This window comes from Gordonia sp. i37 (genome assembly GCF_002043085.1).
In the GTDB taxonomy this organism is placed as follows: domain Bacteria; phylum Actinomycetota; class Actinomycetes; order Mycobacteriales; family Mycobacteriaceae; genus Gordonia; species Gordonia polyisoprenivorans.
On record NZ_MVPX01000302.1, the window covers coordinates 1 to 14,480 of the forward strand.

General features: G+C 67.7%; 16 protein-coding genes. 8 read left to right on the forward strand and 8 right to left on the reverse strand.

Annotation, left to right across the window (positions count from 1 at the left end; genetic code table 11):
* On the reverse strand, positions 1-222 hold a 222-nt coding region (locus B1964_RS30715), incomplete at its 3' end, for a DAK2 domain-containing protein (protein ID WP_366664286.1).
* Positions 223-646: 424 nt separating this feature from the next.
* On the opposite strand from B1964_RS30715, the gene rpmB reads away from it, so the two are divergent.
* From rpmB to bluB, 3 genes are all read left to right on the forward strand, one after another.
* Entirely contained in the window at positions 647-838 is a 192-nt protein-coding gene (rpmB, locus tag B1964_RS14390) for a 50S ribosomal protein L28 (RefSeq protein WP_006370596.1), read from the forward strand.
* 110 nt (positions 839-948) lie between these two features.
* A complete protein-coding gene (locus tag B1964_RS14395) occupies positions 949-1,761 on the forward strand; it encodes an enoyl-CoA hydratase-related protein (protein WP_172398843.1) in 813 nt (270 codons plus the stop codon).
* The gene (gene bluB / locus B1964_RS14400) at positions 1,742-2,398 is read left to right on the forward strand and encodes a 5,6-dimethylbenzimidazole synthase (protein WP_079930264.1); all 657 of its coding nucleotides are present in this window, start codon (positions 1,742-1,744) and stop codon (positions 2,396-2,398) included. Before B1964_RS14395 ends, bluB begins: the two co-directional genes overlap by 20 nt.
* 213 nt (positions 2,399-2,611) lie before the next feature.
* Here the strand turns inward: bluB and B1964_RS14405 are convergent, their stop codons facing one another.
* The 3 genes from B1964_RS14405 to B1964_RS14415 all read right to left on the reverse strand — a co-directional run bounded on the left by B1964_RS14405 (position 2,612) and on the right by B1964_RS14415 (position 5,016).
* A complete protein-coding gene (locus B1964_RS14405) occupies positions 2,612-3,292 on the reverse strand; it encodes a uracil-DNA glycosylase (protein ID WP_006370593.1) in 681 nt (226 codons plus the stop codon).
* A gap of 2 nt (positions 3,293-3,294) precedes the next feature.
* Positions 3,295-3,816: a gamma carbonic anhydrase family protein gene (locus tag B1964_RS14410; protein ID WP_006370592.1), complete on the reverse strand. Its 522-nt coding sequence runs from the start codon at positions 3,814-3,816 to the stop codon at positions 3,295-3,297.
* 96 nt (positions 3,817-3,912) lie between these two features.
* Positions 3,913-5,016, reverse strand: coding sequence for a thiamine-phosphate kinase (locus B1964_RS14415; RefSeq protein WP_079930265.1), 1,104 nt, complete (start codon positions 5,014-5,016; stop codon positions 3,913-3,915).
* Between the two features lie 160 nt (positions 5,017-5,176).
* On the opposite strand from B1964_RS14415, the gene B1964_RS14420 reads away from it, so the two are divergent.
* Positions 5,177-5,422 carry an Lrp/AsnC ligand binding domain-containing protein gene (locus B1964_RS14420; RefSeq protein ID WP_014360508.1) on the forward strand — a complete coding sequence of 82 codons (246 nt, stop codon included), beginning with the start codon at positions 5,177-5,179 and terminating at the stop codon, positions 5,420-5,422.
* 57 nt (positions 5,423-5,479) lie between these two features.
* Positions 5,480-6,088 (forward strand): DUF3515 domain-containing protein, encoded by a 609-nt coding sequence (locus tag B1964_RS14425; RefSeq protein ID WP_079930266.1) that lies wholly within the window; start codon positions 5,480-5,482, stop codon positions 6,086-6,088.
* 19 nt (positions 6,089-6,107) lie between these two features.
* On the opposite strand, the gene B1964_RS14430 is transcribed toward B1964_RS14425, so the two are convergent.
* Complete coding sequence (locus B1964_RS14430; protein ID WP_026920014.1) at positions 6,108-7,115, reverse strand: NAD(P)H-dependent glycerol-3-phosphate dehydrogenase; 1,008 nt, start codon at positions 7,113-7,115, stop codon at positions 6,108-6,110.
* A gap of 129 nt (positions 7,116-7,244) precedes the next feature.
* On the opposite strand from B1964_RS14430, the gene cofC reads away from it, so the two are divergent.
* From cofC to B1964_RS14445, 3 genes are all read left to right on the forward strand, one after another.
* Positions 7,245-8,015, forward strand: a complete 771-nt coding sequence (gene cofC, locus B1964_RS14435) for a 2-phospho-L-lactate guanylyltransferase (protein ID WP_079930284.1) — start codon at positions 7,245-7,247, stop codon at positions 8,013-8,015.
* A 38-nt stretch (positions 8,016-8,053) separates the two neighbouring features.
* Complete coding sequence (locus tag B1964_RS14440; protein ID WP_079930267.1) at positions 8,054-10,237, forward strand: RNA degradosome polyphosphate kinase; 2,184 nt, start codon at positions 8,054-8,056, stop codon at positions 10,235-10,237.
* A 129-nt stretch (positions 10,238-10,366) separates the two neighbouring features.
* The gene (locus B1964_RS14445; RefSeq protein WP_006371036.1) at positions 10,367-11,305 is read left to right on the forward strand and encodes a bifunctional NUDIX hydrolase/histidine phosphatase family protein; all 939 of its coding nucleotides are present in this window, start codon (positions 10,367-10,369) and stop codon (positions 11,303-11,305) included.
* Between the two features lie 187 nt (positions 11,306-11,492).
* Here the strand turns inward: B1964_RS14445 and B1964_RS14450 are convergent, their stop codons facing one another.
* From B1964_RS14450 to leuC, 3 genes are all read right to left on the reverse strand, one after another.
* Positions 11,493-12,092 carry an HU family DNA-binding protein gene (locus B1964_RS14450; RefSeq protein ID WP_079930268.1) on the reverse strand — a complete coding sequence of 200 codons (600 nt, stop codon included), beginning with the start codon at positions 12,090-12,092 and terminating at the stop codon, positions 11,493-11,495.
* A gap of 189 nt (positions 12,093-12,281) precedes the next feature.
* Positions 12,282-12,875 (reverse strand): 3-isopropylmalate dehydratase small subunit, encoded by a 594-nt coding sequence (gene leuD / locus B1964_RS14455; RefSeq protein WP_006371034.1) that lies wholly within the window; start codon positions 12,873-12,875, stop codon positions 12,282-12,284.
* Positions 12,876-12,955: 80 nt separating this feature from the next.
* A complete protein-coding gene (gene leuC, locus B1964_RS14460) occupies positions 12,956-14,434 on the reverse strand; it encodes a 3-isopropylmalate dehydratase large subunit (RefSeq protein ID WP_079930269.1) in 1,479 nt (492 codons plus the stop codon).
* Positions 14,435-14,480 lie beyond the last annotated feature (46 nt).

The following is a 14,480-nucleotide window of genomic DNA, read 5'->3' on the forward strand; positions in this document are numbered from 1 at the left end:
GTCGGCGAGTGTGCGGGCCACCGCTGCGATGTCGGCATCGTGGGGCAGGGCCGCGGCGGCATCGGCGGCGGCGCGCATCGTGTAGGCCATGTTGCTGCCGGTGTCGGAATCCGGGATGGGGAAGACGTTGAGGTCGTTGATCTCTCCGCGCGCCGCCTCGAGCCCGTCGGCGCTCGCCGCAGCCCAGTCACGCAGCAGCGCCGGGCTCATCGTCTGTGTCATACCCCCATGTGTCGCACCCCCGTGCGCCATGCCCCCGTGCTCTGCAGCCCCCTCGCTGCCCACACCATCGGTCATGCCACCATCGAATGCCGCCACGACCACCTCCCACCGACAACGCGCGTCCTCGACCCGCGAGAGCACCGAATCACCGCAGCTGCCGGCTTCGCCGACAACTGTGGTCGAGGTTACTCGCGAGGACCGACGGTGTCGGATCGGACTCCGCAGGGCTGGGGACTTCCCCGGATCGCCGACATGGGGTCCGGCACGGATTTGGTCGGCGGCCGCCGGGCCCGCTATCCTTGCACGGTTGCCTTGCCGCCAACGTGGCTCCGGTATACGGCGCGCGCTGTCGTCGCGCCCGTTCGGAGCTTGTGACGGCGGGCTGACCGAGAACCACACACCACTCACCCCCGAGGAGTTCGTTATGGCTGCCGTCTGTGACGTCTGCGGCAAGGGTCCGGGCTTCGGCAAGTCCGTTTCGCACTCGCACCGCCGCACCAACCGCCGGTGGAATCCGAATATTCAGTCGGTCCGCGTCGAGGTCGCCCCGGGTAACCGGAAGCGCAAGAACGTCTGCACCTCCTGCCTGAAGGCCGGCAAGACCTCCCTGGTCTGACCGACCCTCGGGTCGTTCGACCTGCGACCGTCGGCGAGCAGACCCGACCCACCGAGCGAACGCTCGGGCCGGGGTCGGGTCTTTTTCGTGTCCCGGCTAAGGTGACGGTCATGACTGCCACCCTTGACGCCGCAGGCCGCTCTCCCGTGACCCAGGACGGCGCCATCCTGACCATTGCCGTCTCGAGCCCCTCGGCCGGTAACCCCCTCGACGACACCGCACTGCGCGAGGCCACCGCGGCACTCAACGAGATCTCCCGCGGCGAGCGCGAGGTCGGTGCGATCCTCCTCACCGGTCCCGGCGCCAATTTCTGTGCCGGCGGCAATGTCCGCGCCTTCGCCGACGCGCCGGACCGTCCGGCCTACCTCCGCGAGGTCGCCGACAACTTCCATGCCTTCGTACTCGCGCTCGCCGGTGCCGACCGCCCCGTCGTCGCGGCCGTGAAGGGCTGGGCCGCCGGTGCCGGCATGAGCATCGTGCTCCACGCCGACATCGCGATCGGCGGAACCTCGACGGCTCTGCGACCCGCCTACGGCGGAATCGGTCTGACCCCCGACGGCGGCATGTCCTGGACCCTGCCGAGGGCGGTTGGCGCAGCCCGTGCTCGCGAGATCATCCTCACCAACCGCGTGATCCGCGCCGAGGAGGCGCTCTCGATCGGCATCCTGTCCCGGGTCGTCGACGACGACGCGATCGTCACCGAGGCCGAAGCGGTGGCGCAGACCCTCGCCTCCGGTTCGCGCGCTGCGCTCTCGGCGGCCCGACACCTGCTCACCGCGTCGGCGACCACGTCACTGCCGGAACACCTTCTCGCCGAGGCCCGGTCGATCTCCGAGCGCAGTGGTGAGCCCGAGGGGATCGAGGGAATCGACGCCTTCATCGCCAAGCGAAGCCCGGATTTCGTTGCCGCACGCGACAACTGACATCGCAGCCGAGTTCGGCCCGGACTTCCGCGACGAGCTCGATCGATTGTTCGCCCTGCGGCGTGATGTACGCCGGTTCCGCACCGACCCGATCGATGCGGACCTGCTCGACACAATCCTGCATCGCGCCGAATTGTCTCCGTCGGTGGGCAACTCGCAGCCGTGGCGATGGGTCGAGGTGCGATCACCGCGGTGCCGTGGACAGATCCGGGAGAACTTCGCGCGGAGCAACGCCGACGCCCTCGACGGCTACGACGGCGAACGTGCCCGGCTCTACGCCGGGCTCAAGCTCGCCGGGCTCCACGACGCCCCCGTCCACCTCGCGGTGTTCACCGATCATGAACTGCCCCAAGGGCACGGTCTCGGGCGAGCGACCATGCCGGAGACGCTCGACTACTCGACGGTGGCGGCCGTCACCGCGCTGTGGCTCGCCGCACGGTCACACGGCGTCGGCGTCGGATGGGTCTCGATCCTCGACGCCGCGGCCGCGCACCGCACTCTCGAGGTGCCCGACACCTGGTCACTCACCGCCTATCTGTGCCTGGGATACCCCGAAACCATCACGGACGTCCCCGAACTCGAGCGCGTCGGCTGGCAGGAACGTACCGATCCGGGTGCGCGGCGCTTCTCCCGCTGAGTTGCCGGCGTCGGGCAACAGCCTCGACCCCGCCGACAGCGCTCGGATTTCCGCCGACAGCGCTCTCCCCGACGCCGACCGCGCTCGGCACCGACGGCAGCGGGCGCCATCGGCACCCCGGCAGGCGCCGTCGGCGAAATATCGGGCGCCGTCGGCGAAATGAAGGGCGCCGTCGGTGAGGTCTCGGGCGCGGGGGCTCAGGGATTCAGACGCTCAGGACGGCAAGCGCCAGTCGACCGGCTCGCCGCCGAGATCCTCGAGTTCGGCATTGGCGCGACTGAAGGGCCGTGACCCGAAGAACCCGCGACTCGCCGACAACGGTGAGGGGTGCGCCGAGACGATGGCCGGCACGTCGGGCATCCACTGCTGCAGGCCCGCGGCATCACGCCCCCACAGAATGGCCACCAGCGGTTCGTCCCGGTCGACGAGCGCCTTGATGGCACATTCGGTGACCTTCTCCCAACCCTTTCCGCGGTGTGAGGCCGGTTCTCCGGGCGTCACGGTCAGCACGCGGTTGAGCAGCAGGACACCATTGCGGGCCCACGGTGTCAGGTCACCGTTGGCCGGGCGCGGATAGCCGAGGTCCTCGCAGTACTCGGTGTAGATGTTGGCCAGCGACCGCGGAATCGGCGAAACCTCCGGCGCCACCGAGAAACTCAGACCCACCGCGTGCCCCGGTGTGGGATAGGGGTCCTGACCGACGATGAGTACCCGAACATCGTCGAAAGGACTGGTGAAGGCGCGCAACACATTCTGTCCGGCGGGCAGGTAACCACGCCCGGACTCGTTCTCGGCACGCAGGAACTGCCCCATCTCGGTGATGACGTCGGCCACCGGTTCCAGTGCGTGTGCCCAACCGGGATCGAGGAGTTCGGCAAGTGGCTTGGGCGCCATGATCAGTCGAGCCTCCGTAGCGATGTCCGGTAGTGCTGGGCGTTCTGGAAATACATCTCGACGTTCATCTCGAGATGTCCGGGCGGCACCTCGTATCCCTCACGCAACTTCGCGGGGATGCCGAGCACCATCCGGTGTGCGGGCACCTCGGCATCGAAGGGGACCACCGCGCCGGCCCCGACGATCGCACCCGCTCCGACCGTGGAGCCATTGAGCACCACCGACCCCGACGCGATCAGCACATCGTCACCGATGGTCGAGCCCTCGATGTGGGCATTGTGGCCGACGACGCAGCCCGCACCGATGACGGTCGGATGGATCGGCGTGCAATGGATGACGGTGCCGTCCTGGATGTTGGTGCGCCGACCGATGGTGATCGTGCCGTAGTCACCGCGCAGCACTGCGCCGGGCCACACCGAGACGCCGTCGGCCAGTGTCACCGCGCCGATGACGGTCGCATCGGGATGAACGTAGACGTCCTCCCCCAGTTCCGGTTCTCGGTCGTCGAGCGCATAGATCGCCATGGTGGTGATCTAATCACCGCCGGGACTCGTCGCGGTCCGCCACCCCGCGAATGCCCGTGGCGAGCACCGACCGTCGAGCACCGACCGCCGGGTGCCTCACCGATCGAATGCGCGCCACCCGCTGAGCCCGGCGATGTCGGCGCCGTCGATGGTGACGCGGGCCGGTCCCGGTCGCACCTCGCCGATCTCGGTCCACCCGGGCGGTACCGCGCCGGGCGCGAACGACGCCAACAGTTCGTGGTCCTCCCCACCGGTCAGCGCCCAGGTCCGTGCGTCGGCACCCAGCAGGGCGGCGACCTGGTCGACCTCCGCGCATCTGGGCACCGCATCTCCGGTGACGGCCAGCGACACCCCGGAGGAGGCGGCCATCGTGCGGAGTTCTTCGACCAGGCCGTCGGAGATGTCGGTCATGGCGTGGGCCCCCGCGCGCGCGGCGAGGACACCCTGGGAGAGATCCGGCGCCGGCAACAGGAACGCCGAGACCACCGTCGCACGCGGATCGGCGTCGCGCTGCCACCGCGCCATCGGCGCGACACCGGATCGGGAGACCACCGCGAACCCGGCCGCCGCCGATCCCAGCGGACCACTGACCGCCAGCAGATCGCCGGCACGCGCCCCGGACAATGTCACCGGTGCGAGACCGTCGAGGGCGCCGACCGAGGTGATGCTCACCACGATCTCGTCGGCGGCCACGAGATCACCGCCGAGCACCCGCGCCCCGAGGCGATGCGCGGCATCGACGATGCCGGTGTTCAGATCGGCCAGCCAACCGACCGTGGTCTGCGGCGGACAGGCCAGCGCCACAACCGCTCCGGTCGTCCGGCCGCCCATCGCGGCGATGTCGGCGGCACTCTGCACGACGGTACGCGCACCGATCTGTGCGGCACCGGACCATTCGAGTCGAAAGTGGCGGTCCTGCACCGCGGTGTCGGTACTGATGACGGTCGGCCCGACGTCGAAGACCGCCGCGTCGTCACCGGACCCGATCACGATGTCGCTGCCGGACGACGATTCGGGCCGGTGCGCAACCGCTGAGGTGAACATCGCGATGATCGCTCGCTCCCCCACCTCGCCGAGCGTCGCCGACCTGTCGACCGCCGACCTGTCGACCTCCGACCTGTCGACCTCGTGCCGGCCGACGTCGTGCCGGCCGTGGTCAACACCGTGATCGGGCCGACCACCGAGGGGCTCGGTGCCCACCTCGACTCCCCTCCCTCGCGGTGCCGACTCGCCACCCACGGGGTTGTCAGCGACAATGTGTCCCAGCAGTGTAGTGGTTCGGGCGTTGTGAGCCCGGTCGCCGCGGCACCGCCTGCGGGGTCATCAGCCCGATTCCCGCGACGTGGCAGATGTGGAGAGGATGGCCGTGGTTCAGGCTTACATACTGATCCAGACCGAGGTCGGACGTGCGGCTCTGGCCGCAGCGACCATCGCAGAGATCTCGGGGGTCGCCTCGTCCGAAGAGGTCAGCGGACCGTACGACGTGATCGTCCGGGTGGACGCCGCCGACGCCGCGCATCTGCGTAACGATGTGGTCCCGCAGATCCAGAAGGTCGACGGCATCACCCGAACCCTCACCTGCCCGGTGGTGACCACCGCGCACTGAGACGACTCGGCACGGGCAGCGCGGGGTGCAGGTCCCGGCACGGTTAGGGTGAGGCGTGTGAGTAGCCCCGAAGACTCCGCCGGCGATGGGCGCGACAAATCCGAGCCCACCGAGACGACCACCGGCGAGCCCGATCACGCTCGATACGAGGGCGGCTCGGGGCCGCGATTGAGCCCGGCGCTGATCGCCACGCTCGTCACCATCCCGATCATGGTCATCGTCGGATTCATCACCTATGCGGCACTCAAGTCGTCGGATCAGCAGCAGACCCCGGTCGATTCGTACACGGCGGCCACGTCCGCCGATGCCGGCCGGTGCGCGACACTGATGGCCGCGCTACCGGAGTCGTTCGAGGGGTTCGGCGCCAAGCAGGTCGACGGTGACACCGCAACCTGGAAGGGGTCCGACGGCGGCGACCCGGTGACCGTGCGCTGTGGTGTGGACCGGCCGAGCGAACTCGCCCCGTCGAGCCGACTGCAGACGGTCAACGGTGTGCAGTGGTTCATCACCGACACGATCGAGAACCGTGGGCAGGCCTATGTGTGTGTCGATCACCGACCCTATGTGGCGCTGTGGGTTCCGGTCAGTGGCGGAAACTCCTCGATCACCGACGTCTCGGCCGCGATCGGTCGCGTATTACCCACCGGGCCTTTGGATTTCGGGTGATCGGCGAGCCGTACCCGGATCAGTCCCGGTAGACCTCGGGCTTGGTGGTACGGCCGAGCAACGACGCGACCGCGTCGGCGACCGACATCCCGGAATGGCACACACCGTGGACTGCATCGGTCAGCGGCATCGACACCTCGTGACGTTCGGCGAGCGCACGCACCGACGTACACGACTTCACGCCTTCGGCGACCTGCCCGTTGGTGGCGGCCTGCGCCTGTTCCATTGTCGCCCCCTCGCCGAGTCGCGCACCGAAGGTTCGGTTGCGCGACAACGGAGATGAGCACGTCGCCACCAGATCACCGATGCCGGCCAGACCGGCGAGGGTCTCGATGTGCGCGCCGACGGCGACACCGAGCCGGATCGTCTCGGCCAGGCCTCGGGTGATGATGGTTGCCAGGGTGTTCTGTCCGAATCCGACACCGCTGGCCATCCCACATGCCAGGGCGATCACGTTCTTCACCGCGCCACCGATCTCACAACCGACGACGTCGGTGTTGGTGTACGGACGGAAGTAACCGGTGTTGAAGGCGCTCTGCAACGCTTCTGCGCGTTGCTCATCGCGGCAGGCTATCACCGTTGCCGCCGGCTGTCCCTCGGCGATCTCCCGCGCGAGGTTGGGCCCGGTCAGTACCGCGATCCGATCCTCTGACACCTCGCCGACCTCGGCGATCACCTCGCTCATCCGCATCAACGAATGCGTCTCGATCCCCTTGGCCAGCGACACCAGCGTCGCGTCCGAGCCGAGATGCGGCCTCCACGCGGTCAGGTTGTCGCGCAACGACTGCGACGGCACCGCGCACACGACGATGTCGGCGTCGGGCAATACCTCCTCGAGGTCACTGGAGGCACGGAGTTGCTCGGGCAGGGCGATGCCGGTGAGATAGTCGGGGTTGGTGTGCTCGGCGTTGATCGTCTCGGCGAGCTCGGGCCGGCGGGCCCACAACACGGTGTCGGTTCCCGCGTCGACCAGAACCTTCGCCGTCGCGGTCCCCCACGACCCGGCACCCATGACCACCGCGCGCACGTCCACTCCCCTTCACCGATCGATTGTGGCCTTCACCCTAGCCCGCGGCCGATGCCCATCCACCGTGATTGGGGTGTCCGGTGGGCACGCGGTCGGCGCCGACTGCGCCGCGTCGTCCATCATGGGAGCGTGGGAGGCGAGAACAGCAACGATCACGTGCAGACGCCGGCGGTGGCCGCCGTTCTGGTCGTCAAACACCTCCGTGCCGCCAAGACCCGTCTCGCCGCGTCCCGCAACCCACCGAGCACGGCACCCGGACCAGCAGCCCCGGCATCGCCGGTGACACGGATCGGTGAGCACGGCGAGCTGGTGCTCTCGATGCTGCTCGACACCCTGGCGGCGGTGCGGTCGGCGGGACTGGGCCCGATCGTCGTGGTCAGCCCCGACGACGACGTTCTGCGTGCGGTCGCCGCCGCCGGGGCCCTGGCCTTGCCGGAGGTCGCACGCCCGGACTCGTCACTGAATCATGCCTACGCGCAGGGGGCGGAGTGGATACGCGCCCACCGGCGCGACATCCGAGGCGTGCTGATGGTGCAGGCCGATCTCCCGGCCGCAGACGCCGCCAGCATCCGCACCGTACTCGACGAATGCGCCGAGATCCCGTACGCATTGGTCACCGACGCCGGCGGCGACGGGACCGCGCTTCTCCTGCGTCCCGCCGACGATGTTCGACTGCCGCGCTTCGGAATCGGTTCGGCCGCCGCGCATCGCGCCGACGGAGCACTCGAGATCGATCCGGCGCACCGGCGCTGGCCGGATCTGCGCACCGATGTCGACACCGCTGCCGACCTCGAGGCCGCGGTCGCTCTGGGAGTGGGAGCGCACACGCGAGCTGTTCTCGGTCTCGACGGACCGATTACGCGACGTCGGGCGTCGTGGTGGTCCCGGGCCGGGCGGTGAGGCTGCGGCTCGCCGGACCGATGCGTCATGATTGAGCGGTGAGCCCCGCAGACGACACCTCGACCCAGCCACTCACCGCGATCCCCGGCGCCCCGCCGGCGGCCACCCTGGCACCAGACGAATCGGCCGATCTGCCAGAGGACCGCTATCTGAATCGCGAACTCAGTTGGCTCGACTTCAATTCGCGTGTGCTCGCACTCGCCGAGGACACGTCGCTGCCGTTGCTCGAGCGCGCGAAGTTCCTCGCGATCTTCGCCTCGAATCTCGACGAGTTCTTCATGGTGCGGGTCGCCGGGCTCAAACGCCGCGACGAGACCGGTTTGTCGGTGCGGTCCGCGGACGGCCTCTCCCCCCGCGAGCAGTTGCTGCGCATCGCCGGGCGCACCCAGACCCTCGCCGACCGGCATGCCCGCGTGTTCCTCGATTCGGTACGACCCGACTTGGCGGACAACGGAATTCACGTGGTGTCGTGGTCGGAGCTCGATGCCGATCAGCAGAAGCGGATGGTGGAGCACTTCCACGAGCAGGTCTTCCCGGTACTCACCCCGCTCGCCGTCGATCCGGCCCATCCGTTCCCCTACATCTCCGGGCTGTCGCTGAATCTGGCGGTGACGGTGAAGGACACGAACGAGGGCGGCGAGCACTTCGCGCGAGTCAAGGTGCCCGACAACGTCAATCGTTTCGTCCGCGTCGACCAGCTCGCTCCCGGGTCGGCGGTGGCCGACGGCCGCGGCCACCACCCCGCCGTGCTGTTGCCGATGGAAAACCTCATCGCCGCGAATCTGGAACATCTGTTCCCGGAGATGCAGATCGTCGAGCATCACGTCTTCCGGATCACCCGCAACGCCGATTTCGAGGTCGAGGAGGATCGCGACGAGGACCTGTTGCAGGCTCTCGAACGCGAACTCGCCCGTCGCCGTTTCGGTTCACCGGTGCGTCTCGAGGTCGCCGACGACATGAGCGAGCACATGCTCGAGTTGCTGCTGCGGGAACTCGACGTCAATCCGGCCGACGTCATCCAGGTACCCGGATTGCTCGACCTGTCCTCGCTGTTCGAGATCTACGGTCTGGATCGTCCGCACCTGAAGGATCGTCCGTTCGTTCCCGCAACACATCCGGCGTTCGGTGAACGCGAGACGCCCAAGAGTGTCTTCTCCACCCTGCGCGAAGGCGATGTGCTCGTCCATCATCCCTATGACTCGTTCTCGACCAGCGTTCAGCGGTTCATCGAACAGGCTGCTGCCGATCCGCACGTGTTGGCGATCAAGCAGACGCTGTACCGCACGTCGGGTGATTCGCCGATCGTCAACGCGCTCATCGACGCCGCCGAAGCGGGCAAGCAGGTCGTGGCGCTCGTGGAGATCAAGGCACGTTTCGACGAACAGGCCAACATCAAGTGGGCGCGTCAACTCGAGCAGGCCGGTGTCCACGTCGTCTATGGTCTCGTCGGCCTGAAGACGCACTGCAAGACCTGCCTGGTGGTGCGGCGTGAGGGTTCGACGATCAAGCGCTACTGCCACATCGGAACCGGCAACTACAATCCGAAGACCGCCCGGCTGTACGAGGACGTCGGGTTGCTCACCGCCGCACCGGATATCGGCGCCGACCTGACCGATCTGTTCAACACGCTGACCGGTTACTCGCGCAAGACCGAGTACCGCAACATCTTGGTCGCCCCGAACGGCATCCGTTCGGGAATCGTCGATCGGATCGATCGGGAGATCCTCGCTCATCACGAGGGCGACGAGCGCGCGCGGATTCGTTTGAAGGCCAACGCACTCGTCGACGAGCAGGTCATCGACGCCCTGTATCGGGCCTCGCAGAGCGGGGTTCCGGTGGAGATCGTGGTACGCGGAATCTGCGCATTGCGGCCGGGGATGCCGGGCGTGAGTGACAACATCGTGGTGCGCTCGATCCTGGGACAGTTCCTGGAGCATTCGCGCATCATGCATTTCGGGGCGCAGGACGAGTACTGGATCGGCAGCGCGGACATGATGCACCGCAACCTCGATCGTCGGATCGAGGTGATGGTGCAGGTGCGCGATGAGCGCCTCACCGGTGAACTCGCCGACATCTTCTCCTCCGCCCTCGATCCGCGAACCCGGTGCTGGGTGCTGCATTCCGACGGTAGCTGGGTGGCCTCCCCCGCCGCGGGTGAAGAGGTGCGCGATCATCAGCGCCAGATGATGCGGCGGAATCGCCGCCGGGACTCGGGCGCATGACCCCGCCGGGACTCGGGCGCATGATCCTGCCGGGGTGGGTCGACACCGTCCGGTAACCGTGGTCGGTTACGATCGCCCGCGTCCCAGGGGTTCACGGGTGTCGACAAGAGCAGAGGTGTACACGAGGCGATGTCCAAGTCGGGCAAGTCGGATTCGCAGAAGAGCGCTCCCGCCAGGACCGTTTGGGCGGCCGGTGGGGTGTTGTGGCGCCGATCGAAGGGGACGGTGCAGATCGGGGTGGTGCACCGCCCGCGGTATGACGATTGGACGTTGCCCAAGGGCAAGCTCGACGCCGGTGAGACCCTGATCGATACCGCTGTCCGGGAGATCGACGAGGAGACCGGGCATGTGGTGCGTCTGGGTCGGCTGCTGACGACGGTGTCCTACGATCTGCCGCACGGCCGCAAGCATGTCCGGTACTGGTCGGCGGAGTCGGTGGGTGGGCGCTTCGAGGCCAATCATGAGGTCGACGAGCTGGATTGGTTGTCGACGGAGCAGGCGGCGGATCGCCTGAGCTATCGGCTGGATCGTTCCGTGCTGGAGGAGTTCACGCGGTTACCCGTCGAGCTCACGACGTTGCTGCTGGTGCGGCATGCGCGTGCGGGCAGTCGTTCTCGGTATCGGGGTGAGGACCGGACGCGCCCTCTCGACGCGGTGGGTCGGGAGCAGGCGCGGGCGCTGGTGCCCTTACTGGCGGCGTTCGGGGTGACCGAATTGCACAGTGCGAACCCGGTCCGTTGCGTCGAGACTCTCGCCCCGACCCGAGATCGTCTCGGGGGCACCATCATCGAGGAACCCACGTTGTCGGAGGCGGCCTATGCCGACGACCCGGCGCCGGCCCGTGCGCGGATCAGGGAACTCGCCGAGCCCGGGGATGGGCGGGTGCGTGCGGTGTGTAGTCAGGGCAAGGTGATTCCGCCGCTGATGCAGTGGTGGGCCGAGCACGACGGTCTCACCTTGCCGAAGGCGCGCAACCGCAAGGGAAGTGTGTGGGTGCTCTCGGCACTCGCCGGCACTCTGGTGGCGGCCGACCACATCGATTCTCCTCTCCCGCGTCTCGATCACTGAGCCGAAGGCGACTCGTCACCACTGAGCCGAAGGCGACTCGTCACCACTGAGCCGAAGGCGACTCGATCACTGAGCCGACCGCAACTCGTCGATGGCGGGGCCCCACACAGCAACTCACCCCTGACGAGGGAAGTTCGTCAGGGGTGAGTGCGATCGTGGTCGCCCCGGGTGTGCCCCGGTTGCGGGCTCAGCGCCGGGTGGTCTTCTTGGCGGGAGCCTTCTTGGCGGCGGTCTTCTTGGCGGAAGCCTTCTTTGCCGCGGTCTTCTTGGCGGGAGCCTTCTTCGCCGCGGTCTTCTTCGCTGCAGTGGTCTTGGCCGGCGCCTTCTTGGCGGCGGTCTTGGTTGCAGTGGTCTTGGCCGGGGCCTTCTTGGCGGCGGTCTTCTTGGCGGGAGCCTTCTTTGCCGCGGTCTTCTTGGCCGGGGCCTTCTTCGCCGCGGTCTTCTTCGCGGCGGTGGTGGTGCCCGCACCGCTTCCGCGCTTGACGGCCGGACCGGTCGCCGAGAGCTTCTGCTTGCCGGCGACGACGGCCTTGAACTGCGCGCCCGGACGGAACGCCGGAACCGAGGTGGCGCGCACCTTCACGGTCTCACCGGTACGCGGGTTGCGTGCGACGCGCGGTGCGCGACGACGCTTCTCGAAGACACCGAACCCGGTGATGGTGACACTCTCGCCGCGGTTCACCGCGCGGACGATGGTGTCGACGATCAGCTCGACCGCTTCGGTCGCGGTCTTGCGATCAGCGTCGAGCTTCTTGGTCAGCTCATCGATGAGCTCTGCCTTGTTCATTGATATACCTCCGCAAGCTGTTCTGGCCGTATCTGATATAGCCAGCTAACCCCACACGGTAAACGTCCGAGGCGAAAACGTCCATCTTCCACGCCAATCGACGGGACGTGTTGCGAAAATTTCAGGCCGCTAACACGTTCCGTCGATGGCGTTCGGGGCTTGCCGAGAGGTCGAACCCGGGAGCAGAACTCAGGCCGGCAGGGTCACCGGCTTGAAGGCGGGCCGCCCGTTCTCGTACTCGGAAATCGCGTCTACCTGCCGTAATGTCAGGCCGATGTCGTCGAGGCCCTCCATCAGACGCCACCGCGTGTAGTCATCAATTGTCAACGGCACCACGAGGTCTGCTGCGGTCACCGTCCGCTCGGGAAGGCTCACAGTCACTTCGAGGCCGGGCTGCTCCTCGAGTCGCTTCCACAGCAGTTCGACGTCGGATTGCTCGACCTGGGCGGCCACCAGGCCCGCTTTGCCCGCGTTGCCCCGGAAGATGTCGGCGAACCGGGAGGAGATGACCACCCGAAAACCGAAGTCCGACAGCGCCCAGACGGCATGTTCGCGCGACGACCCGGTCCCGAAGTCAGGTCCGGCGACCAGGACCGAACCGCGATTCCAGGGTTCGGCATTGAGGATGAAGTCCGGATCGGAGCGCCAGCCGGCGAAGAGTCCGTCCTCGAATCCGGTTCGGGTGACCCGTTTGAGGTAGACGGCGGGGATGATCTGGTCGGTGTCGACGTTGCTGCGGCGCAACGGCACGCCGATCCCGGTGTGCTCGATGAAGGGTTCCATGATGTGACTCCGGTCTGCGAATGAGAGGTGTGGCGGGGACTCGCCGGGAGTTCCCGCCGAAGGCCAAGACTTCTGGGGCGCTACAGGTCTGCGGGCGAGGACAAGGTGCCGCGCACCGCGGTGGCGGCGGCCACGGCCGGTGAGACGAGGTGAGTTCGCCCACCCTTACCCTGCCGGCCCTCGAAGTTGCGGTTGGAGGTCGAGGCACAGCGCTGACCCGGGGCGAGTTGGTCGGGGTTCATCCCGAGGCACATCGAGCATCCGGCCTGACGCCACTCGGCGCCTGCGGCAGTGAAGATCTCACCGAGACCCTCCTCCTCGGCCTGTGCACGCACGCGCATCGACCCGGGCACCACCAGCATCCGGAGTCCGTCTGCCACTTTGCGGCCCTTGAGGATTTCGGCAACGGCACGCAGATCCTCGATCCGTCCATTGGTGCACGAGCCCACGAACACGGTGTCGACGGCCACCTCGCGCAGCGGGGTGCCGGGCGTGAGGTCCATGTATTGCAGCGCCTTGGCTGCTGCGCCGGAGGCGGTTTCGTCGCCCATGTCGGCCGGATCGGGCACCGTCGCCGACAGTGGCGCGCCCTGGCCGGGATTGGTTCCCCAGGTCACGAACGGAGAGAGCGTGGCGGCGTCGATGCGGACCTCGGCGTCGAACTCCGCGCCGGGATCGGTGCGCAACGAATCCCAATAGGCCACCGCCGCATCCCAGTCGGCGCCGGTGGGGGCGTTGGGGCGGCCCCGCAGGTACTCGTAGGTGACGGCGTCGGGCGCGATCATCCCGGCGCGGGCGCCGGCCTCGATCGACATGTTGCAGATGGTCATCCGCGCTTCCATCGACAGTTTCTCGATGGCCGAGCCGCGGTATTCGAGGACGTAGCCCTGCCCGCCGCCGGTACCGATCTCGGCGATGACGGCCAGGATGAGGTCCTTGCTCGTGACGCCGGTCGGCAGATCACCGTCGACGGTGATGGCCATGGTCTTGAAGGGACGCAGGGACAGCGTCTGGGTCGCGAGGACGTGCTCGACCTCGGAGGTGCCGATTCCCATTGCCAGCGCACCGAATGCGCCGTGGGTCGAGGTGTGCGAGTCGCCGCAGACCACCGTCATACCCGGCTGGGTCAGTCCCAGTTGCGGGCCGACGACGTGCACGATGCCCTGCTCGGCATCTCCCATGGGGTGCAGCCGGATACCGAATTCCTCGCAATTACGACGCAGGGTCTCGACCTGCGTGCGCGACACCGGGTCGGCGATGAGATCGGTCTTGATCGTCGGGACGTTGTGATCCTCGGTGGCGATCGTCAGGTCGGGCCGGCGCACGGGACGGCCTGCGAGCCGCAGACCGTCGAAGGCCTGCGGGCTGGTGACCTCGTGGACCAGGTGAAGGTCGATGTAGATCAGGTCGGGTTTCGACGCCCCGTCCCCGCGGACGACGACGTGGTCCTCCCAGACCTTCTCGGCGAGAGTGCGTGGCCCCGTTGGGGTGTTGTGGGTGTCCGCAGCGCTGTATGTCGCGCCCGCAGGGCTGTTCGATCCGGTTGGGTTGTTCGTCATGGCTGCACTCGCATCCGTCTCTGGCAAAGTCGCTGTCGGCGACCGG

What these genes read in the sequence shown, in the direction of transcription:
- rpmB (WP_006370596.1), top strand. Translation starts at nt 647, where the DNA reads ATGGCTGCCGTCTGTGACGTCTGCGGCAAGGGTCCGGGCTTCGGCAAG.
- B1964_RS14395 (WP_172398843.1), top strand. Translation starts at nt 949, where the DNA reads ATGACTGCCACCCTTGACGCCGCAGGCCGCTCTCCCGTGACCCAGGAC.
- B1964_RS14405 (WP_006370593.1), bottom strand. Translation starts at nt 3,292, where the DNA reads ATGGCGCCCAAGCCACTTGCCGAACTCCTCGATCCCGGTTGGGCACAC.
- B1964_RS14410 (WP_006370592.1), bottom strand. Translation starts at nt 3,816, where the DNA reads ATGGCGATCTATGCGCTCGACGACCGAGAACCGGAACTGGGGGAGGAC.
- B1964_RS14420 (WP_014360508.1), top strand. Translation starts at nt 5,177, where the DNA reads ATGGCCGTGGTTCAGGCTTACATACTGATCCAGACCGAGGTCGGACGT.
- B1964_RS14445 (WP_006371036.1), top strand. Translation starts at nt 10,367, where the DNA reads ATGTCCAAGTCGGGCAAGTCGGATTCGCAGAAGAGCGCTCCCGCCAGG.
- B1964_RS14450 (WP_079930268.1), bottom strand. Translation starts at nt 12,092, where the DNA reads ATGAACAAGGCAGAGCTCATCGATGAGCTGACCAAGAAGCTCGACGCT.
- leuD (WP_006371034.1), bottom strand. Translation starts at nt 12,875, where the DNA reads ATGGAACCCTTCATCGAGCACACCGGGATCGGCGTGCCGTTGCGCCGC.
- leuC (WP_079930269.1), bottom strand. Translation starts at nt 14,434, where the DNA reads ATGACGAACAACCCAACCGGATCGAACAGCCCTGCGGGCGCGACATAC.